General features: G+C 72.5%; 27 protein-coding genes. 16 read left to right on the top strand and 11 right to left on the bottom strand.

Annotated elements, in window-relative coordinates; all coding sequences use genetic code 11:
- Positions 1-94 precede the first annotated feature (94 nt).
- Both C2865_RS20405 and C2865_RS20410 read left to right on the top strand, forming a co-directional pair.
- Positions 95-931, top strand: a complete 837-nt coding sequence (locus C2865_RS20405) for a helix-turn-helix domain-containing protein (protein ID WP_106400135.1) — start codon at positions 95-97, stop codon at positions 929-931.
- Positions 932-1,067: 136 nt separating this feature from the next.
- Positions 1,068-1,808 (top strand): SDR family NAD(P)-dependent oxidoreductase, encoded by a 741-nt coding sequence (locus tag C2865_RS20410; RefSeq protein ID WP_198653472.1) that lies wholly within the window; start codon positions 1,068-1,070, stop codon positions 1,806-1,808.
- Between the two features lie 16 nt (positions 1,809-1,824).
- Here C2865_RS20410 and C2865_RS20415 read toward each other — a convergent pair whose 3' ends face one another.
- Positions 1,825-2,277, bottom strand: a complete 453-nt coding sequence (locus C2865_RS20415; RefSeq protein WP_106400136.1) for an ATP-binding protein — start codon at positions 2,275-2,277, stop codon at positions 1,825-1,827.
- 88 nt (positions 2,278-2,365) lie between these two features.
- Here C2865_RS20415 and C2865_RS20420 point away from each other — a divergent pair, with 88 nt between their 5' ends.
- Together C2865_RS20420 and C2865_RS20425 are read left to right on the top strand one after the other, a co-directional pair.
- Entirely contained in the window at positions 2,366-3,187 is an 822-nt protein-coding gene (locus C2865_RS20420) for a helix-turn-helix domain-containing protein (protein WP_106400137.1), read from the top strand.
- Positions 3,184-3,366 carry a DUF397 domain-containing protein gene (locus tag C2865_RS20425; RefSeq protein ID WP_106400138.1) on the top strand — a complete coding sequence of 61 codons (183 nt, stop codon included), beginning with the start codon at positions 3,184-3,186 and terminating at the stop codon, positions 3,364-3,366. The genes C2865_RS20420 and C2865_RS20425 overlap by 4 nt, the downstream gene beginning before the upstream one ends.
- Before the next feature lie 134 nt (positions 3,367-3,500).
- Here the strand turns inward: C2865_RS20425 and C2865_RS20430 are convergent, their stop codons facing one another.
- The 3 genes from C2865_RS20430 to C2865_RS20440 form a co-directional block, all read right to left on the bottom strand.
- Positions 3,501-4,148, bottom strand: coding sequence for an SAM-dependent methyltransferase (locus C2865_RS20430; protein ID WP_106400139.1), 648 nt, complete (start codon positions 4,146-4,148; stop codon positions 3,501-3,503).
- A gap of 98 nt (positions 4,149-4,246) precedes the next feature.
- Positions 4,247-7,426 (bottom strand): condensation domain-containing protein, encoded by a 3,180-nt coding sequence (locus C2865_RS20435; protein ID WP_106400140.1) that lies wholly within the window; start codon positions 7,424-7,426, stop codon positions 4,247-4,249.
- Positions 7,427-7,730: 304 nt separating this feature from the next.
- Complete coding sequence (locus tag C2865_RS20440; RefSeq protein ID WP_198653473.1) at positions 7,731-8,465, bottom strand: TetR family transcriptional regulator; 735 nt, start codon at positions 8,463-8,465, stop codon at positions 7,731-7,733.
- Positions 8,466-8,540: 75 nt separating this feature from the next.
- On the opposite strand from C2865_RS20440, the gene C2865_RS20445 reads away from it, so the two are divergent.
- Positions 8,541-9,440 (top strand): alpha/beta hydrolase, encoded by a 900-nt coding sequence (locus tag C2865_RS20445; protein WP_106400142.1) that lies wholly within the window; start codon positions 8,541-8,543, stop codon positions 9,438-9,440.
- 75 nt (positions 9,441-9,515) lie between these two features.
- On the opposite strand, the gene C2865_RS20450 is transcribed toward C2865_RS20445, so the two are convergent.
- On the bottom strand, positions 9,516-10,049 hold the full coding sequence (locus C2865_RS20450) for a helix-turn-helix domain-containing protein (protein WP_106400143.1): 534 nt from the start codon (positions 10,047-10,049) through the stop codon (positions 9,516-9,518).
- A gap of 58 nt (positions 10,050-10,107) precedes the next feature.
- On the opposite strand from C2865_RS20450, the gene C2865_RS20455 reads away from it, so the two are divergent.
- Positions 10,108-11,433, top strand: a complete 1,326-nt coding sequence (locus tag C2865_RS20455; protein WP_106400144.1) for an erythromycin esterase family protein — start codon at positions 10,108-10,110, stop codon at positions 11,431-11,433.
- 295 nt (positions 11,434-11,728) lie between these two features.
- Here C2865_RS20455 and C2865_RS20460 read toward each other — a convergent pair whose 3' ends face one another.
- Positions 11,729-12,553, bottom strand: a complete 825-nt coding sequence (locus C2865_RS20460; RefSeq protein ID WP_106400145.1) for an SDR family oxidoreductase — start codon at positions 12,551-12,553, stop codon at positions 11,729-11,731.
- 70 nt (positions 12,554-12,623) lie between these two features.
- Positions 12,624-13,058 (bottom strand): MarR family winged helix-turn-helix transcriptional regulator, encoded by a 435-nt coding sequence (locus C2865_RS20465; protein ID WP_106400146.1) that lies wholly within the window; start codon positions 13,056-13,058, stop codon positions 12,624-12,626.
- Between the two features lie 134 nt (positions 13,059-13,192).
- Here C2865_RS20465 and C2865_RS20470 point away from each other — a divergent pair, with 134 nt between their 5' ends.
- The 5 genes from C2865_RS20470 to C2865_RS20490 all read left to right on the top strand — a co-directional run bounded on the left by C2865_RS20470 (position 13,193) and on the right by C2865_RS20490 (position 16,104).
- Positions 13,193-13,750, top strand: a complete 558-nt coding sequence (locus C2865_RS20470; RefSeq protein ID WP_106400147.1) for a quercetin 2,3-dioxygenase — start codon at positions 13,193-13,195, stop codon at positions 13,748-13,750.
- A gap of 2 nt (positions 13,751-13,752) precedes the next feature.
- On the top strand, positions 13,753-13,899 hold the full coding sequence (locus C2865_RS20475) for a DUF1427 family protein (RefSeq protein WP_106400671.1): 147 nt from the start codon (positions 13,753-13,755) through the stop codon (positions 13,897-13,899).
- Positions 13,896-14,108, top strand: coding sequence for a DUF1427 family protein (locus C2865_RS20480; protein ID WP_198653474.1), 213 nt, complete (start codon positions 13,896-13,898; stop codon positions 14,106-14,108). The genes C2865_RS20475 and C2865_RS20480 overlap by 4 nt, the downstream gene beginning before the upstream one ends.
- A gap of 143 nt (positions 14,109-14,251) precedes the next feature.
- Complete coding sequence (locus tag C2865_RS20485; RefSeq protein ID WP_106400148.1) at positions 14,252-15,220, top strand: amidohydrolase family protein; 969 nt, start codon at positions 14,252-14,254, stop codon at positions 15,218-15,220.
- Positions 15,217-16,104 (top strand): alpha/beta hydrolase, encoded by an 888-nt coding sequence (locus C2865_RS20490; protein WP_198653475.1) that lies wholly within the window; start codon positions 15,217-15,219, stop codon positions 16,102-16,104. The genes C2865_RS20485 and C2865_RS20490 overlap by 4 nt, the downstream gene beginning before the upstream one ends.
- 2 nt (positions 16,105-16,106) lie before the next feature.
- Here the strand turns inward: C2865_RS20490 and C2865_RS20495 are convergent, their stop codons facing one another.
- Positions 16,107-16,841 (bottom strand): SDR family oxidoreductase, encoded by a 735-nt coding sequence (locus tag C2865_RS20495; protein WP_106400149.1) that lies wholly within the window; start codon positions 16,839-16,841, stop codon positions 16,107-16,109.
- Positions 16,842-16,960: 119 nt separating this feature from the next.
- Here C2865_RS20495 and C2865_RS20500 point away from each other — a divergent pair, with 119 nt between their 5' ends.
- The 4 genes from C2865_RS20500 (at position 16,961) to C2865_RS20515 (ending at position 21,580) form a co-directional block, all read left to right on the top strand.
- Positions 16,961-17,440 carry a cation:proton antiporter regulatory subunit gene (locus C2865_RS20500; RefSeq protein ID WP_106400150.1) on the top strand — a complete coding sequence of 160 codons (480 nt, stop codon included), beginning with the start codon at positions 16,961-16,963 and terminating at the stop codon, positions 17,438-17,440.
- A 5-nt stretch (positions 17,441-17,445) separates the two neighbouring features.
- Positions 17,446-18,612: a cation:proton antiporter gene (locus C2865_RS20505; RefSeq protein ID WP_106400151.1), complete on the top strand. Its 1,167-nt coding sequence runs from the start codon at positions 17,446-17,448 to the stop codon at positions 18,610-18,612.
- Positions 18,613-18,779: 167 nt separating this feature from the next.
- A complete protein-coding gene (locus tag C2865_RS20510; protein WP_106400152.1) occupies positions 18,780-20,648 on the top strand; it encodes a DUF2075 domain-containing protein in 1,869 nt (622 codons plus the stop codon).
- A gap of 44 nt (positions 20,649-20,692) precedes the next feature.
- Positions 20,693-21,580, top strand: coding sequence for an LLM class flavin-dependent oxidoreductase (locus tag C2865_RS20515; RefSeq protein WP_106400153.1), 888 nt, complete (start codon positions 20,693-20,695; stop codon positions 21,578-21,580).
- A gap of 115 nt (positions 21,581-21,695) precedes the next feature.
- Here the strand turns inward: C2865_RS20515 and C2865_RS20520 are convergent, their stop codons facing one another.
- Positions 21,696-22,856, bottom strand: a complete 1,161-nt coding sequence (locus C2865_RS20520; RefSeq protein ID WP_106400154.1) for an ARPP-2 domain-containing protein — start codon at positions 22,854-22,856, stop codon at positions 21,696-21,698.
- On the bottom strand, positions 22,853-24,256 hold the full coding sequence (locus C2865_RS20525) for a hypothetical protein (RefSeq protein ID WP_106400155.1): 1,404 nt from the start codon (positions 24,254-24,256) through the stop codon (positions 22,853-22,855). The genes C2865_RS20520 and C2865_RS20525 overlap by 4 nt, the downstream gene beginning before the upstream one ends.
- A 301-nt stretch (positions 24,257-24,557) precedes the next feature.
- Between C2865_RS20525 and C2865_RS20530 the strand changes: the two genes are divergently transcribed.
- On the top strand, positions 24,558-24,848 hold the full coding sequence (locus C2865_RS20530; protein WP_106400156.1) for a GlsB/YeaQ/YmgE family stress response membrane protein: 291 nt from the start codon (positions 24,558-24,560) through the stop codon (positions 24,846-24,848).
- Between the two features lie 141 nt (positions 24,849-24,989).
- Here C2865_RS20530 and C2865_RS20535 read toward each other — a convergent pair whose 3' ends face one another.
- Entirely contained in the window at positions 24,990-25,535 is a 546-nt protein-coding gene (locus tag C2865_RS20535; protein WP_106400157.1) for a beta-class carbonic anhydrase, read from the bottom strand.
- Positions 25,536-25,592: the final 57 nt, after the last annotated feature.

A 25,592-nucleotide genomic window follows, 5' to 3' on the forward strand; every position in this document is an offset into this window, starting at 1 on the left:
GGCGTCCGCCGCCCCGGGCACGGGTTCCCTGCATTTCATGCGATCACGGGGCGTGAAGGGGACAGGGCGGCGATGATGGGGACGGGGAGGTCCGATGCCCGTCGATCACCGCGCGCCCAACATCAACGCCCGCCGCCTCGGCCTGTACCTGCAGCGGGCACGGGAGTTCCTCGAGTTGTCGTACGACGAGGCGGCGTTCGTGGCGCGCTGCGACGCCGAATGGCTGATCCGGGTGGAGACGGGCTTCGCGTCGCCCTCGCCCGCCCAGGTGGAGAGGATCCTGTCCGGTTACGGAGTCCGCGAGGCCAAGGTCGCCGACATCATGATCGACCTCGCGTCCCGCCCCGACGGACCGCCCTGGCTCGCCCGCCACGCCGCCCGCATGAAGGCCTCCACCCGCGACGTCCTCATCTCCGAGGCCGAGGCCTGCTCCGTCCGCGCCTTCGGCGTCCGGCTGGTCCCCGACCTGGTCCGCTGCGAGGCCTACTTCCGCCTCCTGGAACCGAAGATCCACCCCGGCCGCGACGTCGACGAGGAGTGGGACCTCCTGCACCACCGCCAGACCCGCCCGTCCGCGAGCGGCCCCCGCACCCTCGACGTCATCGTCGACGAGAGCGCCCTCACCCTGCGCATCGACCCCGCCGTCATGGCCGCCCAGCTCCGCCACCTGCTGGACCTGGCCGACGCTCCCCACACCACCATCCGGGCCATCCCGGAGACGGCGGCCTTCCACGAACTGCGCGCCCGTCCCTTCGGCATCCTCGACTTCCCCGGCGTGGGCGACCGCATCAGCCTCGCCCACACCGTCCTCGGCACCGGCTTCTGCCCCGTCGACCTCCACGGAGCCTGGGAGACCATCGAAGACGCGTCCGCCCTCTCCCCGGACGGGACCCGGGCCCTCCTGCACGACCGCCTCGCCGCACTGGACTGACGGCCTCCCGGCCCCGCGCGGAAACTCTTCCATCCGTATTTTGGATATTGGGCATGTCATTTATCTATTTCACAAATCCTCTGATCGGGGCCACCGTGGAGACCCGGCCGTTTCCGAGGAGGTCCCGTTGCGCCGCGTGCTCAGAGTCGAAGGCCGCACCGTCGTCGTCACCGGCGCGGCGGGCGGTATCGGCCTCGCGATGGTCCGGGCGCTGGCCGCGGAGGGCGCGAAGGTCGTCGCCGTCGACAGGTCCGAGCCGCAGGAGGACCCCGGAGCCGAGTTCCGCCTCCTGGACGTGACCGAGCCGGGGCAGTGGCGGGCGCTCGCCGCCGACCTCGGACGGGTGGACGGCCTGGTCAACAACGCGGGCGTCACCTGGCGGGCCCGCATCGACGAGGTCCGCCCGCAGGACATGGCCCGCGTCCACGCCGTCAACGTGACCGGCCCGCTGCTGGGCATGCAGCACCTCGCCCCCGTCATGCCGCCCGGCTCGTCGATCGTCAACGTCGGCTCGCTGGCCGCCCTGACCGCCCACTACCCGGTCGCCTACACCACCAGCAAGTGGGCGCTGCGCGGCCTGTCCGCGACGGCCTGCCTGGAGTACGGTCCGCGCGGCATCCGCGTCAACACCGTCCACCCCGGCTTCATCGAGACCCCCATGACGGGCTCGGCGCCCGAGGCCTTCCGGACGGCGAGCATCGCCGAGACCCCGCTCGGCCGCACCGGCACCCCCGCCGAGATCGCCGCCCTCGTGGTCTTCCTCATCTCCCCCGAATCCTCCTACATCACCGGTGCCGAGATCCCCGTCGACGGCGGCCACAGCGCCCACGGCGGCGTGAAGTCCCTCTCCGACGCCCTGCGGGAACCGGCCACCTGACCCGCACGAAGCCCCGTCAGCGCGGGGCGTCGAACGACGCCCACACCCACTTGCCGCCCCCCTCGTCGGTCTGGACCCCACACGAGGAGGAGAGCACCTGGACGAGGGTGAGGCCCCAGCCGCCGCCGTTGTCGAAGGTCTCGTCGGTCTCGTCGAGCGCCTCAGGGGTGAGGACCACGACCGGTCTCGGCCGCGGGCGGGCGGGGGAGGCATCCCACACGGCGAGGAGCACACCGCGCGCTTCGCGGCTCAACCGCAGCCGGATCCGCCGTCCCGGCGTGGCCTCGGCCGCGTTGCCGACGAGCTCGCTCGCCACGAGCAGGACGTCGCCGCGGAGCGCGGTGTATTCCCACCTGCGCAGCCGCTGCTCGAGCAGCGTACGGGCCAGCCCCGCGGCCACGGGCGAGCCGAGCAGATCCAGAGACAGGTCGTCCATCGTCATCGCGCCCACCGAGTCCTCCCAGTTCAACGGGCTTTCTGATTTCCTCCACGAGAATCGCACCGATGGATTACCGTCGGTTGTCTCCCTGTCAGATGAATACAGGAGATCGAAGCCGATGCCGGTTTACGTACGTGATCAGCTCGACCCGAGACTCTCCCACTGGCACTTCCTCGCCTATGCCATGCGGATGCTCCGCGAACAGCACGGCCTCTCGCTCTCCCAGGTGGGAAAACTCCTCGACGTGACGCGCGGGACTGTTTCCAACTTCGAGGCGGGCCGCCGCAAACTGTGCGACGAGTACGCCCGCGTGCTCGACGAGCGCTACGGGACGGGCGAACTCGTCCAGACGATCGCCTTCTACGCGCGCATGAGCCACGACCCCGACTGGCACAGGACTTTCACCGGCTACGAACTGGAGGCCCTGAGCCTCAAGATCTACCACGGGCAGCTCATCCCGGTTCCGCTCCAGACCGAGGAGACCGTCCGGGCCCAGCTGTCGGCGGCGCGCACCGTCAAGGACCTCGAACGGTCGGTAGAGGCCCGGCTCGTGCGCCAGGAGTCGATTCTCCACCGCGAGGACCCGCCTTATGTCTGGGTGCTTCTGGACGAGTCGGCGCTGGAGCAGCTGACCGGAGGGCCGAAGGTGCTGCGCGCCCAGCTCGAATACCTCCACGAACTGAGTTTTCGCCCGAACATTGGAATTCGGGTCATTCCTCGGAGCGCCGGAGCACATATCGGAACGGACGGCCCCATCCGTTTGGCGATCCTTCCCGACAGGGAGGCCGCCTTCCTGGGGGCCCAGCGCGGCGGGCGGCTGGTCGAATCCCCTGCTGAAGTCCGCGAGGTGAGCCTAGATTGGGATTTCATGAGCCAGACGGGGCACTCCGCTGAAGAATCGAGAGCCCTGATGATCCGGAAGATGGAGGCGCTAGGTTGACGGTCCAATGGCGTAAGAGCTCCTACACCGGCGGCGTCCAGGATGAGACCTGCGTCGAGCTGGCTCGTTTTCCCTCCGGCGTGGGCGTCCGGGACTCCAAGAACCCCGATGCCGGGCACCTCACGCTGACCAGCGCACAGTTCGCCCTGCTGAACCGCCGCCTCAAGGCGAACGACTGAAGCCGAGGCACGGCGGGCGTCCGCGCGCCGTGGACGGTCCTCGCCGACCCGGAGGGCGACGAGTTCCGCGCCCTCATCCCGCGCTGACGCGGAGCCCCTCCTCCTCGGGCCGTGCGGCGACTCCTTGAGGCGGGTCAGGCGGCGCGGCGGACGGCGATGACGGTGTCGGTGACGACGGCGGTCCGCCCGCCGGGGCCGGTGGCTTCGCGGCGGGGCGTGTCGAGGCGTTCGGGGGTCCACCCGGCGGGGTCGAGGCCGATGCCGGCGTAGATCTCCTCGGGGGTGGGGAAACGCGTGTCGGGGTCGACGCTCGACCAGGGATGCCGCGAACCGTGCTCGACGACGAGCAGGAGGCCGCCGGGGGCGAGGGCGTGCGCGGCCCGGCGCAGGACGCGCTCGCGCGGCAGGTCGAACGGGGTCTGCAGGTACTGGGCGGAGACGAGTTCGAAGGACCCTGACGGGAAGCCGCGGGCCAGGTCGTGCAGCTCGGTGGTGACGCGGTCGGCGACACCGGCTCGGGCCGCGTGCTCCGCGGTGAGTTCCAGGGCCGCGGGCGCGATGTCGACGGCGGTGACCTGCCAGCCGCGCGCGGCCAGCCAGGCGGCGTCGCCGCCCTCTCCGCAGCCGAGGTCCAGCGCCCTGCCGGGAGCCAGCCGTTCGGCGGTCTCGGCGAGCAGCGGGTTGGGGGTGCCCTTCCACAGCCTCCCGTGGCGGCGGTAGCGGTCCTCCCAGAACAGGGCCGCCTCGTCCGCGGCACGGCCGCCGTGCATGTCGTCGCTCATGCCGCAAGGGTGCGGCCATCGGCCTCCTCTATGCAAGAAACGTTGCCGTTCCGGCAAAAAGCGACGGCGGCGCCGCGCTACGGGGGCGGGTCCACCGGCTACGACCGGAAGGCTCCGGCCGCTCCCGAGCCGGCACGGTCCGGGACGGGTGGGGCGCCGGTGAGCCTGGCCGTGATGACCCGGGCGATCTCGGCGAGGGGGGCCGGGTCCATCAGGGACCGGTGCTCGACGTCCAGGTCGTGGTTCTCGACCTTTCCGCTGATGTAGGGGCCCCAGGTGGCCTCGCCCGTCGGGGACCCGGCGGTGCGGCCGCGCAGGGCGGTGAAGAACACGATGTCGCCGTCTACGGGGCCCGGCCTGTACTTGTCCGCGATGCGGAGGCCGTTCTCGTAGTTGCGGTAGAGGGCGATGAGGCCGTGGTCGTCGAGGGCGGCGAAGGGGCTGTTCTTCTCGCGGAGCGCCGCCATGATGCGGGGGACGTCCGGCGCGTGCCTGTCCCCCGCGACCTCCTCGGAGACCCCGGCGGCGTCGAGGAGCTCGGGGATGATCTCCAGGTCGGTGCCGAGGTCCTGGGAGTGGAAGGAGTCGATGAGCGCCAGCAGCGCGACCTCCTCCCCGGCGGCCTGGAGTAGCCGAGCCGTCTCGTAGGCGAGGAGGCCGCCGAGGGAGTAGCCCGCCAGGTGGTAGGGACCGCGTGGCTGGACGCTGCGCAGACGTGCCGCGTAATCGCGGGCGGCCTCCTCCACCGACGGGTACAGGGTGTCGTCGGAGTCCAGGAAACCGCGTGCCTGGAAGCCGTAGACGGGCTGGTCGGCGGGCAGGTGGGGGAGCAGCCCGAAGTAGGGCCACGCCAGGCCGCCCGCGGGGGGCAGGCAGAACAGCGGGGGCTTTCCGCCTTCGGCGCGGATCGGCAGGAGCACGCCGAGGCCGAGTTCCTCGTCCCGGTGCCCGCCGCGTGCGGCGACCAGCGCCGCCACGGTCTGGTGGGTGAAGATCGCGCGGGGGGACAGGTCGAGTCCGGCGGTGCGCGCCAGACCTGCCAGGCGCATCGCGCGGATCGAGTCGCCGCCCAGGGCGAAGAAGCTGACGTCGGCGGGCACCTCCGGCAGCCCGAGGACCTGGGCGAACAGCGCGGCGAGCCGCTCCTCCTCGGGGCCTTCGGGAGCGCGGCCCGCCGGTCCGTCGGCGACGGCGGGGACGGGCAGCGCCTTGTGGTCGAGCTTGCCGTTCGGGGTGAGCGGGAACTCCGGCAGGAACACGAACTCCGACGGCACCATGGACGACGGGAGGTGCTCGGCGGCGAACCGGCGCAGCTCCTCGGTGAACTCCTGCTCCGCCTCCAGGCCGCTCGCGGGCACGATGTAGGCGACCAGGCGCCTGTCGGCGGGACGGCCGCCGGCCGGACGCCGGTCGACGTGCTCCAGCAGCCCGTCGGCGGTGCGGCGGACCAGACGTCCGGTCCGGTACATCCGCCCGCCGGGCGCCCCGAACGGGCAGGCGACGAGCCGCTCCGCGGCCGGCCCCGGCCGTCCCGCGTACTCGCGCGCCAGGCCGTCTCCCGCCACGTACAGCTCGCCGACGACCCCGGCCGGGACGGGCCGCAGCGCCGGGTCGAGCACATAGGCCCGCCGATCGGCCGCCGCGGCCCCCGGCTGATGCGGTGCGGCGGATGTGGTGGCCTCAGCCGGTTCGTGGGGGTCGCGTGATTCCAGGTCTGCGGTGACCGTCTCCACGCGGTTGAGGCGTGCTGGGGCGGCGGATGCGGTGGTCTCAGCCGGTTCGTGGGCGTTGCGCGATTTCAGGTCTGCGACGGTCGGCTCCACGCCGTTGAGGCGTGCCGGGGCGGCGGATGCGGTGGCCTTGGCAGGTTCGTGGGGGTCGCGTGATTCCAGCTTGGCGACGGAGGCCTCCACGCGGTTGAGGCGTGCCAGGGCGGTGGCGTTCCGGTCGCTGACGAGCGTCTCCCGCTCCTCGGGGTCGAGCAGGTCGATCCGGCCGACGGGGGTGTCCGGCGACCGGGCGATCAGCCGGAGCGCCCGCTCCAGACGGCGGGCCAGCCGCCGCGCCTGCCCGGCGTCGAACAGGTCGGGCCGGTAGTCCATGCGCAGCAGCAGCCGCTCGCCGGGGACGGCGGCCAGCGCGATCGGGTAGTGGGTGGCGTCGTAGCCGCCCGCGCCCGCGACCTTGAGGCCGTCCAGGTCGGTGGCCTCGGCCGACGGGCCGTGGGGGTAGTTCTCCAGCATGACGATCGTGTCGAACAGGGCGCCCGCGGGGGTGAGCCGCTGGATCTCGGCGATCGACAGGTGCTGGTGCGGCAGCAGTTCGGCCTGCTCGTCCTGGATCCGCCGCAGCGCCTCGCGCACCGTGTCGGCGGGCCGGGTCCGCACCCGGACGGGCAGCGTGTTGATGAACAGCCCGACCATGGCGGCGACCCCGGGCAGCTCCGGCGGCCGTCCCGACACCACCCCGCCGAAGACCACGTCGGCGCGGCCGGTCTCGCAGCCGAGGACCAGCCCCCAGGCGAGCTGGAGGACCGTGTTGAGGGTGACCTTCTCGGCGCGGGCGCGGACGGCCAGCGCGGCACTCGTCGCGGCGTCGAGCCGCGACTCGATCATCTCCGGCGGGACCGCGGGCCCCTGCGCCCGCGGCCGGACGAAGGTCGGCTCCGCGACGCCGTCGAGCGCCGCCGTCCAGGCCGCGACGGCGGCCTCCCGGTCCTGGCGGGCCAGCCAGGCGAGATAGGCCTTGTAGGGGGTGACGCGCGGCAGCGCCCCCTCGTCGCCTTCGCCGAGGTACAGCGCGAACAGCTCGGTGGTGAGGACCGGGGTGGACCAGCCGTCGAGCAGCAGGTGGTGGTTGGTGCAGATCAGCCGGTGCCGTCCGGGCCCGAGCCGGGCGAGCACGAACCGGATGAGCGGCGGCCGGGTGAGGTCCCAGCGGTGCCGCCTCTCCCGCTCGACCAGCGCGGCGAGGCCGCCGGGATCGGCCGACAGGTCCACCTCCTCCCATGGCGTCCTGACCTCTCGGTGCACGATCTGCACGGGTTCGCCCTGCTTGCGCTGCCGGAAGGAGACCCGAAGGTTGGCGTGGCGGCGCAGGACCGCCTCGACGGCGCCCCGCAGCCGTCCGGCGTCCAGCGGCCCGGCCAGATCGAAGACCGTCTGGGCCGCGTAGACATCGGAGTCGCCGTCGTAGAGCGCGTGGAAGTACAGGCCCTGCTGAAGGGGGGCCAGCGGCAGCACGTCCTCCAGGTTGGACGGCTTCTTCGGGGTACCCATAGGTCGTTCCGCTCTTCGAGTTCCACGGCGAGGTCGTCGGGCCCGTCCGGGCTCATGGACGCCGGACCCGTGCCGGGAGGGGAAGGCCGTGCGCGGCCGTGCCGGATCCGGCGCCGTCCCCCACTCCGCTCACACGTCCCGCCTTCTCCTGCGCAGCATGTCGATCTCGAATTGTTCCAGTTTCGAGCGAAAAGAGGGGAAGCAATGGAGTCGTCCGCCGGCGACCCCGCGTCCGAGCACCGGCCCGCGCGGGACGGCGCTCCGGGGGAGCTCCCGTCTCGAAACGAAGTCGCAGAACGTTGTCTCAGAATGAGGTTTTGAGACAGCGGTAGACGGTGGCGCGGGAGACACCGAAGAGTTCGGCGATGTGTTCGGCGGAGTGGTCGCCGGAGGCGTGCATCCGGCGGATCTCGGCGGTCTGGTCCTCGTCCAGTGCCGGCGGGCGCCCGCCGCCGTGCCCGCGCCGCCGGGGGCGCGGGCGGCCCGCGGCCGGCGGCTCGCCGAGGAGGGTGCGGGCGCCGTCGAGCAGGAGGCGGCGGAGGCGGTCGGCGGGGACGTCGTGGAACAGCACCAGCGGGTCGGTGAGGCCGGCGACCGCCTGCGCCGCGCGCACCCGCTGCTCGAGGCCGCGGCCGGGCCCGCGGACCAGATCGTTCGCCAGCGCCATGATGGCACGGAACCGCTCCGCCACCGGGGCCTGTACCAGCAGCGTCATGTCCCGGACGAGCATGAGCAGCGTCTTGCGGTGGGCCAGGCCGACGTCCACGAAGCCCTCGATCGCCCGCCACCGCACCTCCTCCGGGTCGTCGTGCGCCTCGGCGGCGTTCAGCGCGCTCTCGTACGCGTCCAGCAGCGGCAGCGTGAGGCGGTGGAGGATCTCCTCCTTGGACGCGAAGTGGTAGTAGAGGGCCGCCTTGGTGATGCCCACCCGCTCGGCGATCGACTGCATGGACGTCGCGCGGTAGCCGTGCTCGCCGAACAGCGTGCCGGCGGCGGCCAGGATCCGCTCGGCCGTGGTCCCGGGGTCCCGGACGGTCATCCGCCCCTCCTTGCTTACCATCGGTCAGTAACTTTGCTATTTTACCGACCAGAGATCAACGAAGGGGAGGTTCTCATGGTGGAGCGCGAACGGGTGACCTTCGCATCGGGCGGGGCGGACTGCGTCGGATACCTGTACCTTCCCGGCGAACGGCACGGTCCGCTGCCCTGCGTGGTGCTGGCCCACGGCGTCAGCGGCACCATGGACCGGCTCTTCCCCCAGGCGGAGGCGTTCGCCGCCGCGGGGCTGGCCGCGCTGGTCTTCGACTACGGCGGCTTCGGCGAGAGCGGCGGCGAGCCGCGTCTCGTCCTGGACGTCGGGCTCCAGCAGGAGAACCTGCGCGCCGCCGTCGCCTTCGCCCGCGCCGACGAGCACATCGACCCCGACAGGATCCTGCTGTGGGGCAACTCGCTCGGCGGCGCGCACGTCATCACCGTGGCGGCCGGCGACCCCCGCGTGGCGGCGGTGGTCTCGCAGATCCCCTTCAACGGGTTTCCGCGCAAGGTGGAAGGCCGGTCGTCCTGGAACACGATGCGGCTGATGGCCGCCATCCTCTGGGACGCGCTCCGCGGCGCCCTGCGCCTGCGTCCCCACTACATCCCCATGCTCGGCAGGCCCGGGGAGCAGGCCGTCGTCTCGACCGACGAGTCTGAGCAGCACATCCGGCTGCTGGCAGGGGAGGGCGGCCAGACGCGGTGGCGCAACAGCATCGCCCCCCGCGGCCTGCTGGGCATGATGCGCTACCGCCCGGCCGAGGACGCCGCGCACCTGACCATGCCGCTGCTGGTCTGCATCGCGGCCCAGGACCGGGAGACCCCGGAAGAGACGACGCGGGAGCTCGCCGAACGCGCGCCGCACGGCGAACTACGGCGTTACGAAGGCTCGCACTTCGCCTTCTACACCGACCCGTCCATCCGCGAGGAGGTACTGGCCGACCAGATCGCCTTCTACCGGCGCGGCCTCGCCGCCGTCTGAACGGCCCGCGGCCCGTCGGAACAGCCCGGCGGCCGCGCGGCCGCGTGATCGCGTGAGAACCGCCCGCGCCCCCGCTCAGCCGGATTCCCGCTGCGGCTCTCCCGTGGGGAACAGGATCAGGCTCGTCAGGTGGGGGGCGCGGCCGGGGGCGGGCCCGTTGGCGCTCCGGGCGGCGAAGACCGCGCGGAGGTCGTCGATGAGACCGGTGAGCTCGTCCCGGTCGAGCCAGAGCACACCCTGCCGGTAGCCGACGCGGTCGGCGAACGGATCGGCTCCGTCCCGGTCGAGGTAGGCGCCGAACTCGGCGAGCAGGGCGGCCACGGCCGAGGCGAAGCCCTGGCGGTGCTCGTCCGCGGTCATGGCCGCGCCGTCGATCTCCGTACGCTCGGCGCGCAGCCGGTAGTGGCGCTCGACGGCGCCGCGCACGCGCTGCTCGTCGGCGACCTCCAGCACCCCTCCCTCGGCCAGCAGCCCGACATGCCGGTAGACGGTGGTCTTGGGGACGTCGGGGAGGCGGGCGCACAGCTCGGACGTGGTGCGGGTGCCGCCGGACACGGCGTGCACGATGCGCAGCCGGATGGGGTGCAGGAGCAGGTCGAGCGGGTCCATGCCCCAATGTTCCCATATCTGGTACCGTTCCCAAACTTGGAAAAGGGAGGGGGCGGCCATGGACGGCACGAGGGCGGCGGCACGGCTGGGCGGCGCGGCGGTCATACCGCTGCGCACGTTGGACCCGGACGGCCCGCTGGACGACCTGAGCCGGCTGGACGAGGCGATCGGCGACGCCCGGGTGGTGGCGATCGGCGAGAGCGCGCACTACAACCGCGAGTTCTTCCGGCTGCGCCACCGCCTGCTGCGCTACCTGGTCGAACGGCACGGGTTCGGCGCCTACGCGATGGAGACCGGGTTCGTCGAGGGGCGGCTGGTCGACGGCTGGGTCCGGGGCGGCGGAGACGCGCTCGGCGACGTCATGGCCAACGGCATGACGTCACTGATGGGTATGTGGACGCAGATGCGCGCTCACCTGGAGTGGATGCGGCGGTACAACGGCGCGGCCGAGCGCCCGGTCGGCTTCTACGGGATCGACCTGCCCGGCTCGAACGCGTCCCTGCTGCCCGGCCTGGACGCCGTGATCGCCTACCTCGCGGAGGCGGAGCCGGAGTTCCGGATCGACCCGGGCATCCGGGAGACGGCCGCGCGCTTCGCCGCGACGTCGGCCTTCTCCGCGCCCGAGGCCTTCTCCGCCTACATGGGCCTCGCCCCCGCGGCCAAGGACGCCCTCACCGCGAGCCTCGCCGACCTCGCCGGACGCATGGCGGCCGGTCGCGTGGACCACGTCCAGCGGACAGGCGTCGAGGCCTACGAACGCGCATCGCGTTCGCTGGCCATCACGGCGGCCCTCGACACGGTCGTCCGCGCGATGGTCCGCGGCGACCAGTGGGCCGCGATGTCCGGCCGCGACGCCGCGATCGCGGACACCGTCGAGATGATCCTGCGCAAAGAGGGCAGGGTCGTCCTCGCCGCCCACAACGGCCACGTCCAGCGCCGGCCCGTCGCCCTTCCCGGCATCCCTCCGGTGCCGATGGCGGGCCTGCACCTCGCCGACCGGCTGGGCGACGGCTACCTCGCCATCGGCACGACCTCGGGAACCGGCCAGATGCTCAACGTGGGCCCCGACTTCGCCACCGGAACGCTGTTCACGGAGATGGAGGCACCGCGACCCGGCAGCCTGGACGCCCTCATGGACGCCAGCCACGACGGGCCCTTTGCCACCGACCTGCGAAACCTGTCCCCGGCCGACGCCGAAGCGGTCCGGGCCGCCACGCCGCACCGCGCCGGCAACGGGGCGTCCTACTGCGACCTGAACCCGCTGGAAGCCTTCGACCTCCTTATCCACCTCCCGCACGTCACGGCGGCCGACGTCGACACCACCGCACTCGCCCACGCCCCCCAAGACGTCCAGAAGGCCTTCTCCGGCTGGAAGCCGAAATGACGCCGGGAACCCGCTGACGGGGCGATGATCGCGGGAAAGGCGCCGGAGCGGGACCCAGGCGGGGGAGTGGTGCGGGGCGGTGATCGCGTGGAAGTGCCGCAGCAGGGCTCCGGCGGGGGAGAGGCGCGGGGTGGGAACGCGTGGCGGGGGGCGAGGGCCGGGACGAGCTGTCCTGGGGAGGGCCGCCCCGGGCCGGGAGGTGCTGGAAGAGGGCGGCCGTGGCGAGGGCGTGAGGGCCACCTGGCAAAGCAGCAGGTGTTCATCGAGTCGACAAGGACAGAACGCCCTCGGCGGGTCAGCCTTCGCGCCAGTCCGGGGTGTCGAGCGCGCCCGCCGCCTGCGGTCCCATCAGGCCGAGGGCGCCGTCGACGAACAGGGACGCGCCCGTGATGTAGGAGGCGGCGGGGGAGGCCAGGAAGGCGATGGCGGCGGCGACCTCGCGGGCGTCCCCCGGCCGGGCCAGCGGGTAGCCGGGGCGGGTGCCGGGCCGCGGCGGCTGGTCGTGCTGGCCGGTCATGGGCGTGGCGATCTCGCCCGGCGCGACCGTGTTGACCGTGATGCCGTGCGACGACAACTCCAGGGCGAGCACGCGCGAGAAGAGCCGCAAGCCGCCCTTCGCCGCGCAGTAGGGGCCCGCGCCGACCCGCGGGTACTCCTCGTGCACGCTCGTCACGTTGACGATCCGGCCGCCCGCGCCGCGCTCCACCATGCGGCGGGCCGCGCGCTGGGAGCACAGGAAGGCGCCGTCCAGGTCGACGGACAGCACCGAACGCCAGTCCTCGAAGTCCATCTCCAGCAGGGGGGTGCTGCTGCCGGTGCCCGCGTTGTTCACCAGGACGCCGAGGCCGCCCAGCTCGTCCGCCAGCTCGTCGACGGCCTCCGACGCGGTGACGGGGTCGGTCAGGTCGTGGCGGCGGACGGCGGCGCGGCGGCCGTGCGCCATGATCTCGTGGACCGCCTGCTGGGCGCCGAGGTCGTCGCAGTGGAAGGTGATGCCGATGTCGAAGCCCTGCTCGGCCAGCGTCACCGCGGTCGCCTTGCCGATCCCCGAGTCCGCGCCGGTGATGATCGCCACCCGGTCGTAGTGGGCTTCGGAGACGGGCGCAAGGCCGGGCTGCATGGCGGACCTCCTGTCGGACGCGTTCCGTCGGAGGCCTCCCCGGTGTGATCGCCGCGAAACCGGGGACTCCTCAGGCGTCCTCGGGGAACGGAGGGCCCCAGTCCGCCGACAGGGCGCGGCGGAGCTCCCGGAGGGCGGCGCCGCCGATGCGTCCGGCGAGCTCCTCCTCCAGGCGGGCGATCTGGGCGCGGGCGACGCGGTCCACCCGGTGGCCCTCCTCGGTCATCACGGTGCGCAGGCGGCGGGCCGAGGCGGGGTCGGGGGACTGCTCGAGCAGGCCGAGCCGCACCAGCGCCTGCACGGCCTGGTGGGTGCTCTGGCGGGTCACGCCCATGCGGCGCGACAGCTCCGCGACCGTCGTGCCGCCGGGGTCCAGGGCGGCGAAGACGGCCTGCTGGCCGATGGTGACGGGCTTCTCGCCCGCCGCCCGCATCGCCTCGGCCAGCGCCTCGTCGAACCAGCGGCGCGCGTCGCCGAGGAGCTGCGGCAGGTTTCGCTCGGTCATCTCTCCCCGGAAGGTCGTCTCGCGGCGGGCCGGAGGATCCCGGCTCCACGGATCAAGTTACCGGTGGCCGGCCCTTGGATCCCCCACGCTATGTCAGGTAGCCTGACATCAGTCGAGAGAGACGGAGCCCCGCCATGACCATGGAATACGCCACCCGGTACCGGACCCGCTCGTCCATCCCCCCGGAGCCCGGCAGGCCCTACTTCATCGAGAAGGGCCTCGGCGACCGCGCCCACCTGTTCACCGACCTGTTCACCGTCTACGCGGGCGGGGAGCAGACCGAGGGCACCTTCAACTTCTTCACCTGCGAGGGGCCCAAGGGCGACACCATCCCGTCGCACTCCCACCCCGACACGTACGAGGTCTTCTACATCGGCCAGGGGGCCGTCCGGCTGTTCGTCGAGGACCTCGAAGGCGAGCCGCACGAGAAGCTGCTGACCCAGGGCGACTTCGGGTTCGTGCCGAAGAACTGCCCGCACGCCTACCGCATCGAACGCCACCACAGCCTGATCATCGGCGTCGCGGCCGGCCCCGGCGGGACGTTCGAGCGCTTCTTCGAGAACCTCGGCGCCCCCGTGGAGGAGCTCGGCCTGCCCCAGGCCCCGGTCGTCCCCGAACCGCACAAGTTCGGCACCGTGCCGCAGGAGTACGACGTGCGGTTCCTGCCCGACCACCGGTGGAGGGCGTCGTAGCCGTGCTCTACCTCAAGGCGCTCGCGGCGGGCGTGCTGGTCGGCGTCCTGTACGCGGCGGTGCGGGTGGACTCCCCGGCACCGCCCCCGGTCGCGCTGCTCGGCCTCCTCGGCATGCTGGCGGGCCAGGCCCTTCTGGAAGCCCTGTGAACGCCCGCCCGCTGAAGGGCTTCGCCCGGCGGGGAGCCGTCGCGTTCGGCGCGGGCCTGCTGATGGGAGCGGTGTACTGGGCGCTGGGCATCACCTCGCCCGCCCCGCCCCTCATCGGGCTGACCGGCCTCCTCGGCATCGTCGCGGGCGAACGCGCCGTCACCGCCCTGCTCTCCCGACGCCGTCCCGCCTCCGGCCCCGAGCAGTGAACAGGCGGGCGACCCGGATCCCGCCCGCACCCGCACCGCGGCCATCCGGGATCCCGCCCGCACCCGCACCCGTTCCGAGGCGGCCGCGCCGGCCCCGGGCACGCGCCGCCGCCTCCGACCCCGACTCCGACAAGGAGGAGCCCATGTCCTCGGGCTTCATCGACGTCCACGCCCACTTCGTCACCGACTCCTACCTCGAGCGCGCCCGCGCCGCCGGACACGAACGGCCCGACGGCGTCCCGGCCTGGCCTTCCTGGTCGGCGGCCGCGCACCTGGAGCTGATGGACGAGGCGGGCGTCGACACCGCGGTCCTGTCGATCTCCTCACCCGGCGTGCACTTCGGCGACGACGCCGCCGCCCGCGCCCTGGCGCGCGAGGTCAACGAGGACGGCGCCGCCGTGGTGCGCGACCATCCCGGACGTTTCGGGCTCTTCGCGTCCCTGCCCCTGCCCGACGTCGACGGCGCGCTCGCCGAGATCGACCACGCCCTCGACGTGCTGGGCGCGGACGGCGTCGTCCTGGAGACCAACACCCACGGCGTCTACCTCGGCGACGAGCGCCTGGAGCCGGTGTTCACCGAACTGGGCCGCCGCGGAGCCGCGGTGTTCCTGCACCCGACCTCGCCGGTGTGCTGGGAGAAGTCGGCGCTCGGCAGGCCGCGCCCGATGGTGGAGTTCGTCTTCGACACCGCCCGCACCGTCACCGACCTGCTGTTCGCCGGAACGCTCGACCGCCACCCCGGCCTGAAGGTCGTCGTCCCGCACTGCGGCGGAGCCCTGCCCGTCCTCGCCGACCGCATCAACGGCTTCATGCGCCTGTTCATGCCGTCCGAGACCGGCGCCCCCGACGCCCTCACCCAGCTGGGCCGCCTCTACTACGACACCGCGGGCCCGGCCTTCCCCCGGCAGATCCCCGCGCTGCTGAACCTCGTGGGCCCCGATCGGCTGCTGTACGGCAGCGACTACTGCTGGACGCCCGCGCCCGCCGCCCTCGAGCACGCCGCGTCCTTCGCCGCCGCGCCCCCGCCCGTCGAAGGCCAGACCTGGCAGTCCCTCACCACCGCCAACGCCCTGACCCTCCTGCCGCGCCTCGAGACCGGAGGACGCCCGTGACCGGCTTCCCCTTCGAACTGCTCGCGCCCCCGGACCCGGCGGTCCTGCCGCTGCCCCCGGCGGCGCGCCCCGAGCCCGGGGTGCGGCTGCTGCGCGGAGCCGTCTACCACGTTCCCGACGGGAGCCGTCCGCTGGAGCTGGACCTGTGGCTCCCCGAGGAGGCGCCGGGGCCGCTGCCCGTCATCGTGTTCGTGCACGGCGGGGCCTGGCGCACCGGCCTGCGCGAGGACATGGGTCCCCGGTTCCACTCATGGCGACCCGGCCCGTTCGCCCGGCTCGTCCAGGCCGGTTTCGCCGTCGCCTGCCCGTCCTACCGGCTCAGCGGAGAGGCCGTCCACCCGGCCCAGCGCGACGACCTCGCCCGGGTCCTGGCATGGCTGCGCAGCCGCGCGGACGAGCTCGGCCTGGATCCGGAACGGACCGTTCTGTGGGGGGAGTCGGCGGGCGGCCACCTCGCCGCGCTCACGGCGCTGACCGCCCCCGCCGGAACGGTACGCGGCTGTGTCACCTGGTACGCCCCGTCCGACCTGGCCTCCCTGGCCGAGGACCATCCCCCGGGCCGCTTCGACCCGTCCGATCCGGGCACCTTCGAGGCGCTCCTCCTGGGCGCGCCTCCCGCGGAAGCCCCCGGGCGGGCCCGGGACGCGAGCCCCGTCGCCCACGTCACCCCGCAGGCGCCGCCCTTCCTCGTCCTCCACGGCACCGAGGACGGCCTCGTCCCCTTCGCCCAGTCCCGCCGTCTGGCCGAAGCCCTGCGCGCCCAGGGCGCGGACGCCGCCCTGCACCCCGTGGAAGGCGCGGACCACCTGTGGGTCGGCCTGCCGGAACGGGAAGTGGCGGAGTGCTTCGCCCTCTCGCTGGACTTCGCGCTCCGCAACGTCTGAGGTCAGGGCCAGGAGGGCTCGTTGCGCGGGACGATGACGAGTTCGCCGACGACGCTGCCGGCCGGGACGGACAGCGCGTACATGACGGTGTCGGCGACGATGTCCGGATCCTGGAGCTTGCCGGTGTCGGCGTCGGGGAAGCGCTCGAGGATGAAGCGCGTCTCCATGCCTCCGGCGATGATGCCGGTGACCCCGATGCCGAGGCAGTCGCGCTGCGCCTCCTTGAAGAGGGTGTGCGTGAACGCCCGCAGCCCCGTCTTGCTCGCCGCGTACGGCCCGGCCTCGGTCCAGGTCCGGTTGGCCGCGGTGGACAGGATGTTGACGATGTGGCCGCCGCCCTGCCGGATCATCCGCCGGTAGTTCTCCAGGCACAGGTGGATCGGGCCCAGCAGGTTGGTGGAGATGACCAGGTCGGCCTCCTCGGCCGTCAGGTGCTCGATCGGCTTGCTGACGTCGACCGCGGCGTTGTTCACCAGGATCTCCAGGCTGCCCGACGCCTGCCAGACGTCGCTCACCGCCGCCGCGACCTGCGTCCTGTCCCGGATGTCCAGCAGCAGCGGCTGGACCGCCAGCCCCTCCTCGCCGAGCGCCCGCGCCAGCTCCTTGAGCTCCTTCTCCCGCACGTCGGCCGCCCACACCATGGCCCCGGCCCCGGCCAGCCGCCGTGCGATCGCCGCCCCCAGCCCCCGCGCGGCCCCCGTCACCAGCGCGTTCCTGCCCCGCAGATCCACCTGCATCTCCCCGTCCCCGTTCTTCCGTCCGCCCGACCCAGGCATCCCCGTCATCCACAGCGTGAAACCGGCACGTCACTTTCCGTGCCAGGGTGGGAAAGGGCCGGTCGGGAGGGAGGGGCCGTATGGATGTGAACGAGGTGCTCCTGCCGGGGGTGGGGCTGCGGTACGAGTTCACCAACCGGGACGGGGAGCGGATCGGGGTGATCGCGCGGCGGTCGGGCGACTTCGAGGTGGTGGTGTACGGGGAGGGGGATCCGGACGAGTCGCGGCCGGTGTTCCGGCTGACGGGGGACGAGGCCGAGACGCTCGCGCAGATCCTCGGGGCGCCGCGGATCGCCGAACGTTTCGCGGACCTGACGCGGGAGGTGCCGGGGCTGAACGCGGGCCAGGTCGAGGTGCTGCCGGGCAGCCCTTACGCCGGGCGGCCGCTGGGGGACAGCCGGGCCCGCACCCTGACGGGCGCGTCGATCGTGGCGGTCGTGCGGGGAGAGGAGGTGATCGCCTCACCGGGGCCGGAGCGGATGCTGCAGACGGGAGACGTCCTGGTGGTCATCGGCACCGCCGAGGGCATCCTCGGCGTGGAACGGCTCTTCGGGGGTTGAGCGGCTTGGACATCTCGGTCGCGTTCCTGCTGGAGCTGGGCCTGATCCTGGTCGTGCTGAGCGTGCTGGGTTCGCTGGCGCGCCGCTGGACGTTGTCGCCGGTCCCGCTGTACCTCCTCACGGGCCTGGCGCTGGGGGACGGCGGGCTCGCGCCGGTCCCCGAGGCCGCGGAGTTCGTGGAGGTCGGCGCGTCCATCGGGGTGGTGCTCCTGCTGCTGGCGCTGGGCCTGGAGTTCTCCCTCGCCGAGTTCGCCGTCAGCCTGCGCCGCCACGTGCCCTCGGCCGGCGTGGACCTCGTGCTGAACGCGCTGCCGGGCGCGGCGGCCGGCTGGCTGCTGGGCCTGAACGGCGTCGGCGTCCTGGCCCTGGCCGGAGCCACCTACGTCTCCTCCTCGGGCATCATCGCCCGCCTGCTGAGCGACCTGCGGCGCCTGGGCAACCGGGAGACCCCGGCGGTGCTGGCGGTCCTGGTGCTGGAGGACTTCGCGATGGCCGCCTACCTGCCGCCCCTGGCCGTCCTGGCCGTCGGCGGCACCTGGTGGCAGGCCGCCCTGGGCGTCCTGGTCGCGCTCGGCGCGCTGGCGGCGGCCTTCGCGGGCTCCTACCGCTGGGGCCACCGCGTGGGCCGGGTCGTCACCCACCCCGAGGCCGAGCAGTCGATGCTCCGGATCCTGGGCATCACCCTGATCGTCGCGGCGCTCGCGGAAGCCGTGCACGCCTCGGCGGCGGTGGGCGCCTTCCTGGTGGGCCTCACCCTCACCGGCGAGGCCGCCGACCGCGCCCGCGCCGTGATGGAGCCGCTGCGCGACCTCTTCGCCGCCGTCTTCTTCGTCGCCATAGGCCTGTCCGTCACCCTCTCCGCGCTGCTCCCCCTCCTTCCCGCCGCGGCGGCCCTGGCCGCCGTCACCGCCGCCACCAAGATCGCCACAGGCTGGTACGCGGCCTCCCGCGACGGCGTGGCCGCCCGAGGCCGCCTCCGCGCCGGCACCGCCCTGACCGTCCGCGGCGAGTTCTCCATCATCATCGTCGGCCTGGCCGCCCCCCAGTCCCCCCACCTGGTCCCCCTCATCTCGGCCTACGTCCTCCTCCTGGCCCTGGCCGGCCCGCTCCTCACCCGCCTGGCCGCGACCCCCCTCGCCCCGCTCCCGCCGGCACGGCGCCGAACCCGCTGAACCCGCGCCCCTCCCGCCCACCCGGGCCCGCGAGAACGGCCGCCCCGCGAAGCCCGTTCCTCGCTACCCTGTTCCCGTAAAAGCGGCCCGACGGGCTTCCGCACGATCGTTCGATCTCGGACACGCTCCCACCCGCACGAGATCTCGTGCTGCCCGGGAGTGGGTTCGTGACGGCATTCCGGCATTCCGCCGAAAGCCTGGCCGCGTTGGCCTCGCCCGCCGAACAGAAGTTGAGCGATCGCATCGCCGAACAGCTCCGGAGGTCCACCAACGGGAATCCGGGCCCGGCCGAGCGGAGGTCCTGGGACCGCAGCCTGCCCGTGCTGGCGCGGGACCTGGTGGACGCCGGGCTCGGCGGCGTCGAGATGCTGGTGGAGTACCAGCTGCCGCTCACGAGCCGGCGCGCCGACGTGGTCCTGGCGGGGGTGGACCACGGCGGCGGGGACGCCTACCTGGTGGTCGAGCTCAAGCAGTGGAGCCGGGCCGAGCTGTACGAGGACGACCCGGACCTGGTCCTCGTCGAGGGCGCGCCCGGCGGGCCGCGCCTGCACCCCGCACTCCAGGTCAGGGGCTACTGCGAGTACCTCCGCGACTTCGTGGGCGTGTTCGACGGCAGAGGCCCGGCCGGAGCCGCCTACCTGCACAACGCCGAGGACCTGGACGTGGCGGACCTCCTGCCGAAGGCCGACTCGGAGCAGGGACGGCTGTTCACCAAGAGCAGGAGAGGCGCGTTCCAGGAATACCTGCGAGAACGCTTCTCCCCCCGATCGGGCGCCGAGGCCGCCGACCGGCTCATGAACAGCGCGGTCCGTCCGTCCAAGCAGCTGATGAAACTCGGCGCGGCGGAGATCAAGGACCGGGAGCAGTTCGTCCTGCTGGCCGAGCAGCGGCTGGCCTACGAGCTGGTGCTGCACGCGGTGGAGGCCTCCCGGCGTGCGGACTCCAAGGAGGTCGTCATCGTGACCGGCGGTCCGGGCAGCGGGAAGAGCGTCATCGCGCTGTCGGTGCTCGGCGAGCTGTTCCGGCAGGGCAGGACGGCGCTGCACGCGACGGGCTCCTCGGCGTTCACGACCACCCTGCGCAACCACGTCGGCAAGGGCTCCGGACGGGTCAAATCGCTGTTCAAGTACTTCAACAGCTTCATGGCGGCGGAGAAGAACTCGCTGGACGTCCTGATCTGCGACGAGGCCCACCGGATCAGGGAGACGTCGGCGAACCGCTACACCAGGGCCGCGTTCCGGACCGGCAGGCCGCAGCTCGACGAGCTGATCTCGGTGGCCAGGGTCCCGGTCTTCCTGCTCGACCGGAACCAGGTCGTCCGCCCGGGGGAGCTGGGCAGCCCCGAGGAGATCCGGGCGTACGCGGAGAGCCGCGGCTTCAAGGTCCACGAGATCGCCCTGGACGGGCAGTTCCGGTGCGGGGGGAGCGCGCTGTACGAGGACTGGGTGCTGCGGCTGCTCGGCCTTCGGGGCGACGGCCCCGTCCCCTGGACCGGTGAGGACGACCACTTCCGGGTGGAGGTCGCCGACAGCCCCGCGGCTTTGGAGGCGCGGCTGGAGCGGGAGCACGAAGCCGGTTTCTCGGCGCGGATGACGGCCGGGTACTGCTGGCCGTGGAGCGAGCCGGAGGGGGACGGCTCCCTCGTGCCGGACGTGCGGATCGGCGGCTGGGCCCGGCCCTGGAACGTCAAGAGCGACAGGGCCGTCGGAAACGCGCCCGCGAGTTCCCTGTGGGCGACCTCGCCGGGCGGGTTCGGGCAGGTCGGATGCGTCTACACCGCTCAGGGGTTCGAGTACGACTGGAGCGGTGTCATTCTCGGGCCCGATCTCGTCGTCCGGGACGGCCGGTTCGTCGCGGTCAGGGAGGGCACGAGGGATCCGGTGTTCAGGAAGGACACTTCGCCGGCGGAGTACGAGCGGCTCGTGAAGCACACATACAAGGTGCTGCTCACCCGGGGCATGATCGGGACGGTGCTCTACTCGACGGATGCCGAGACGCGGCAGTTCCTCGAGCGGCTGGTCGGTCCAGGGGCCTGACGGGTTTCTTGTGGGGCGGGGCGCGGGCGCCTAGCGTCGGAGGCATGAAGATACGGATCGGGTACGCGCCGGGGACCAGGGAACCGCAGCGGGAGGACTTCACCGCGCTGGTGGAGGAGCTGGAACGGTTGAGGTTCGATTCGTTGTGGGTGACGGAACGGGCCACCGGGGCCGGCGGGGACCCGGTGGCGCTGCTGGCGTACGCGGGGGCGGTGACGTCGCGGATCAAGCTGGGGACCGCGGTGATGACGTTGCCGGGACGGCAGCCGGCGCTGCTGGCGCAGCAGCTCGCCACGCTCGACCGGTTGACGGGCGGGCGGCTGCTGCCGGCGTTCGGGCTGGGGCAGCGGAGGCAGGAGGAGCACCAGGCGTTCGGGGTGCGGCGCAACGAGCGGGTGGCGTTGTTCGAGGAGCTGCTGCCGCTGCTGCGGCGCTTCTGGGCGGAGGACGCCGTCACCCACCACGGGGAGCGGTTCCGCTTCGACGCGCTGAACGTGCTCCCCAAACCGGTCAAGGGCGGATTCGACGTCTGGATGGGCGGCAGCTCGGACGCCGAGCTGCGGCGCACCGGGCGTCTGGCCGACGGGTGGCTGGCCGCTTTTGTCACCCCCGCCGAGGCCGCCGCGGGACGGGAGAAAGTGGAGCGCGCCGCCGCCGAGGCGGGCCGCGAGATCGACCCCGAGCACTTCGGCGCGACCATCCCCTACCACCGGGGGACCGTCCCCGAAGAGCGCCTGGCCAGAGCCCGCGCCGTCCACGGCCCGGCGCCCCTGGCCGACCTGGTCCCCGCCCTGGACGACCTGGAGGCCCACCTGCGCCGCTTCGTTGACGCGGGCATCTCCAAGTTCGTCCTGGCCCCCGTGCACAGCCCCGCGGACTGGACGACCGAGCTCACCGAGGTCAGGGACGCCGCCCTCTGCCTCCAGACCTGAGGACTCCGGGCGGGCCGGTGGCCTCGGCCGGGCGGGGCGGGGCCAGGAGTGCCGTCCTCTGCCTTCAGGGGTGGGGGCTTCGGGTGGGCCGGTGGCCGGGTTGGGTGGGGTGAGGTCAGGGGCGGTGGGCGGCGGTTTCGGGGGCGGGGTTGCGGTAGCGGTCGCGGACGTCCTGGCGGAGGAGGGAGGCGAAGCCGGCGGATTCGATGCGGTGGACGAGGGCGGGCAGGGTGATGCCGAGGGCGGTGGCGGTGTCGGCCAGGTGCCAGTCCGCGGCGGCGAGGGTGCTCAGGAGGTGGCCGCGGCGCACCTGGTTCTCCGAGAGGCGGAAGGTCTTCAGGTAGGCGAGGGTGCCGGAGGAGTCGGTGATGGTCTCGGCCAGGTGGTTCTCGCGGCGGCGTTCGAAGGACGGCAGGAGGCGGGACAGGCGGTAGGGGCCGAGGTCGTAGACGGTCCCGGACGTGTAGACGCCGTCCAGGAGGGCGCCCGCCATGAGGCGGTCGTGGAAACGGGCCCAGGCCTCCTGCTGCTCGCGGGCCTGGGATCTCAGGTCGGCGAGGGAGCGGATGCGGGTGTCGTCCAGCCTGGCGTGGAAGTCCGGTACGGGCGGGCTGAGAACGCCGTAGTGGTAGATCAGCTCGCCGTACAGGTCGTTGACGAGCGTGGTGTGCAGGACGCGGTAGTCGGCGGGGTGGGGGACGACGAACGCGGCGGCCAGGGCGTCGGCGACGTAGACGAGGACGCCGCACTGCCCGTGGTGGATCTCGAAGACGCGCAGGGCCTCCTCCAAGCCGGTGATGGCGGCGCCGCTGTACGCCTCCTCCACGCGGGGAGAGAGTCCTTGTCTGACGGCGCGGTGCGACCACTCCTCCCACATGATCTCCGGGCCGCCGAAGTGCAACGTGAGGTAGCCCTCCAAGGCGAGGTGGAGAGGCAGGAAACGCAGCCGGTTCTTGTCCGTACGGCGTGCCATGCGGTGGTGGAAACGCAGCGGCATGTGGGCGGGGGGCCGTTCCGGCGTGCCCGGTGCGCGCAGCTGGGTGCCGTACGTCGCGGCGGGTGAGCCGTCAGAGGTCCAGGTGGCGACGAAGCCGTGCGGAATGTAGGTGGAGTACGTCATGCGGACGCCGACGTCCACCACGCCGTACGCGCTGTAGATGCGGGGGTCCAGGCGGAGGTCCTCGATCGGCGAGTCGCGAACCAGCGGGACGAGCCGCACCCCGCCCCAGGCCTGGGCCGGACGTGTCGTCAGTCCCTTCAACGCGATCCCGTTCACGTCTTCTCCCCCAGGAAGTCCGCCACCCGCCGGTCCAGGTGGGCGCGCAACTCGGCCAACCCGGTGCGTCCTTCGGCGAACCCGGCCAGTTCCACCAGCGCGACGAGGTTCTCCGCGTCGCGGATGCCCGCTGTCGGAACGGTGGGGGACAGGCGGCGCACGTCGAAGGCCGCCGCGTCGTACACCGGGTTCAGGTGGACGATGGCGCAGGCGCGGGCGGGATCGAGCCGGGTGCGCCATACCCGCAGCACTTCACCGGCGAGGCCGGGTGGCGAGTTCTCCCACCCGTCGGAGACGATGACGAGCCGTTCGGGAGCGGTCTCCAGTGCGTCGAGGATGCGTTCGCCCAGGGGAGTGGCCCCGTACGGGCGGACCATCAGCGGGTCCCGCCGTCCCGACAACCACAGCGGCGTGTACCGCGACGCGAGAGCCTCCAGCAGGTAGTGGCAGGCCAGCGCCACCGCCAGCGGCCGGCGCCGCTTCTGCGCCGAGCCGTAGGCGGAGAAACTGTCGTCCAGGACGGCGGAGACCGCCCCCCAGCTCCCCGCGAGCCCGCCCGCGCACCTGCGGGCCGCCGCGCGCAGCGCTTCGACCAGTTCGTCATGGCGACGGGCACGCTCGTCGAGCCCCAGGGACAGCACATAGGACGCCAGCCGCGTCAGCGGCATCGCCGTCAGGTCGGCTCGGACGGCTTCGCCCCCCGATCCCTGCAGGCGCAGCCGCTCCAGCCGGGTGAGCCGGGGTTCGATCCGCCCCAGAAAGGCGCTTCTCTTCACTCCGTGTTTGGCCGCAAACCCTTCCGCCACCGTGTATGGCAATTCATAAATGGCCTCCTGCGCAAAGTGCGCGCGCACCCAGGCGTTCATCAGGGGGGCGGAGTAACGCCCGCCGCGGTGCGGAGTGAAGAGAAAGGTCCCGAGTTCCCGGTCGAGGCTCAGGTGAATGTGACGCACGGCATCCTTGAGCCCGCCGCGGTACTTCACCGCGTCGAACGCCGGATCGGGCCGTCCCGCAAGCCAGTCGCGCATGATGGCGCGCGTCCTTCGGTTGTTGACCCGCGCGCGCCGCAGCCGCCGGAACAACCGGTAGACCCGCTGGGGAGGCAGCGTCTCCAGTTTCCGCGCGATGAGCCGCCCCTCGGCCCGCGGGTCCTTTGCCTCGCGCGAGGTGCACAGGAGGTTCTGGATGATCAGCGCGGCGTTGTGGTCGTTGACGTCCAGGGCGAGCGACGCGGCGTACAGGTCGCGGTAGTTGCCCAGCAGGTAGTGGTGCAGGAAGTCCAGGGAGAGCCCCTGCCCGCCGCCTTGGGAGTGGAACTCACGCTGCCCCGTCGAGGTGATCGCCGCGTTGACGAACAGCAGCACGTCCTCGGCCGCGATGAGGTCGGCCTCGTCCCGCATGGGCTCCTCCCGGTGGCGTGGGGTCGGCCGGGGAATGGAGCGCGAACTGCGAAGCTTCGCTGTATAGGCGGGTCCCGGAAGTCGCGCCGGAGTCCCGCGGCCGACCGCCGAACGCTACCACCTGAAGCGCCTCCGTTTCACCGGTATTTCACGCGCGCTTACCGGCCGCGCCGATCACTAAACACCGGAGACTGTCAAGTGACATAGATCTCTTTTGCATAAAATCTGCATCAAGTCCTGCGGCACGGGCAGATCTAGAAATGCCAACAACATCACTTGACTTCGCGTTCGGAGAGGCATAATGACCGTCACTGGAATCATCACCGCCATCGTCATCGGCGCGATCGTCGGCATGCTCGGCCGCCTGATCCTGCCCGGCCGTCAGTCGATCGGCGTGCTGCTGACCGTGGGCGTCGGTATCGTCGCGGCGATCATCGGCACCCTGCTCGCCCAGGGCGTCGGCGTCGCCACCACCGATGGCGTCGACTGGATCGAGCTGGCCTTCCAGGTCGTCCTGGCCGCCGTGGGTGTGGGCGCCACCGCCGCCCTGATGGGCCGGGGCGGTCGTACCCACCACCGCGGTCGCTACTGACGCGAGACGCACGGGGACGCCTGAGCGCTCCCGCGGCCGGCGCCGAGGCCCCGCTTCCGGAAACGGAAGGCGGGGCCTCGCCCTTTGTTCCCGGGCACCGCCCGCCGGGTGGGCCGGCGCGATGAGCGCGTTCCCCGGTGGTCAGCCTCCGGCGAGGTTCCCGTCCAGCGGTTCCTCCACATGCGGGAGGCACCGCTGCCCGACCTCGCGGAGGCGGCCGGTCTCCACCTCGTAGACGAAGCCGCGGATCTCGTCGGTGTACGGGATGAACGGATCGACCCGGATCCGCCTGATGGACTGGAGGACGTCCTCCTCCAGGTCGTCGAAGGCCTCGGCCGCCCAGTCCGGCTTCACCCCCGTCTCCTCCTGGAGCCGCCTTTTGAACATGTCGTCGGTGAAGGCGAGCATGCCGCAGTCGGTGTGGTGGATCAGCATGATCTCGGTGGTGCCCAGGAGGCGCTGGCTGATCGCGAGGCTGCGCCGCTCGTCGGCGGTGATGACCCCGCCCGCGTTCCGGATGACGTGCGCGTCGCCCTCGCGCAGGCCGAGGATCTTGTAGATGTCGAGCCGCGCGTCCATGCACGCCACCACCGCGAGGCCCCTGGCCGGCGTCGATGGCAGGTTCCCCTCGGCGAACGAGGCGGCGTAGCGCTCGTTGTTGGCCAGCAGCTCATCGGTCACGCTCATGTATACCTCCGTTACTCTGCGTCACTTTCGAGAGTAGAGGAACGGACGGGGTGAAGG

It is taken from the genome of Actinocorallia populi (assembly GCF_002995495.1).
Taxonomy (GTDB): domain Bacteria; phylum Actinomycetota; class Actinomycetes; order Streptosporangiales; family Streptosporangiaceae; genus Actinocorallia; species Actinocorallia populi.

Bases quoted from the DNA above. Each gene is read 5' to 3' on its own strand.
- C2865_RS20405 (WP_106400135.1), top strand. From the start codon at position 95: ATGCCCGTCGATCACCGCGCGCCCAACATCAACGCCCGCCGCCTCGGC.
- C2865_RS20420 (WP_106400137.1), top strand. From the start codon at position 2,366: ATGCCGGTTTACGTACGTGATCAGCTCGACCCGAGACTCTCCCACTGG.
- C2865_RS20430 (WP_106400139.1), bottom strand. From the start codon at position 4,148: ATGAGCGACGACATGCACGGCGGCCGTGCCGCGGACGAGGCGGCCCTG.
- C2865_RS20435 (WP_106400140.1), bottom strand. From the start codon at position 7,426: ATGGGTACCCCGAAGAAGCCGTCCAACCTGGAGGACGTGCTGCCGCTG.
- C2865_RS20440 (WP_198653473.1), bottom strand. From the start codon at position 8,465: ATGACCGTCCGGGACCCCGGGACCACGGCCGAGCGGATCCTGGCCGCC.
- C2865_RS20445 (WP_106400142.1), top strand. From the start codon at position 8,541: ATGGTGGAGCGCGAACGGGTGACCTTCGCATCGGGCGGGGCGGACTGC.
- C2865_RS20450 (WP_106400143.1), bottom strand. From the start codon at position 10,049: ATGGACCCGCTCGACCTGCTCCTGCACCCCATCCGGCTGCGCATCGTG.
- C2865_RS20455 (WP_106400144.1), top strand. From the start codon at position 10,108: ATGGACGGCACGAGGGCGGCGGCACGGCTGGGCGGCGCGGCGGTCATA.
- C2865_RS20460 (WP_106400145.1), bottom strand. From the start codon at position 12,553: ATGCAGCCCGGCCTTGCGCCCGTCTCCGAAGCCCACTACGACCGGGTG.
- C2865_RS20465 (WP_106400146.1), bottom strand. From the start codon at position 13,058: ATGACCGAGCGAAACCTGCCGCAGCTCCTCGGCGACGCGCGCCGCTGG.
- C2865_RS20470 (WP_106400147.1), top strand. From the start codon at position 13,193: ATGACCATGGAATACGCCACCCGGTACCGGACCCGCTCGTCCATCCCC.
- C2865_RS20485 (WP_106400148.1), top strand. From the start codon at position 14,252: ATGTCCTCGGGCTTCATCGACGTCCACGCCCACTTCGTCACCGACTCC.
- C2865_RS20495 (WP_106400149.1), bottom strand. From the start codon at position 16,841: ATGCAGGTGGATCTGCGGGGCAGGAACGCGCTGGTGACGGGGGCCGCG.
- C2865_RS20500 (WP_106400150.1), top strand. From the start codon at position 16,961: ATGGATGTGAACGAGGTGCTCCTGCCGGGGGTGGGGCTGCGGTACGAG.
- C2865_RS20515 (WP_106400153.1), top strand. From the start codon at position 20,693: ATGAAGATACGGATCGGGTACGCGCCGGGGACCAGGGAACCGCAGCGG.
- C2865_RS20525 (WP_106400155.1), bottom strand. From the start codon at position 24,256: ATGCGGGACGAGGCCGACCTCATCGCGGCCGAGGACGTGCTGCTGTTC.
- C2865_RS20530 (WP_106400156.1), top strand. From the start codon at position 24,558: ATGACCGTCACTGGAATCATCACCGCCATCGTCATCGGCGCGATCGTC.
- C2865_RS20535 (WP_106400157.1), bottom strand. From the start codon at position 25,535: ATGAGCGTGACCGATGAGCTGCTGGCCAACAACGAGCGCTACGCCGCC.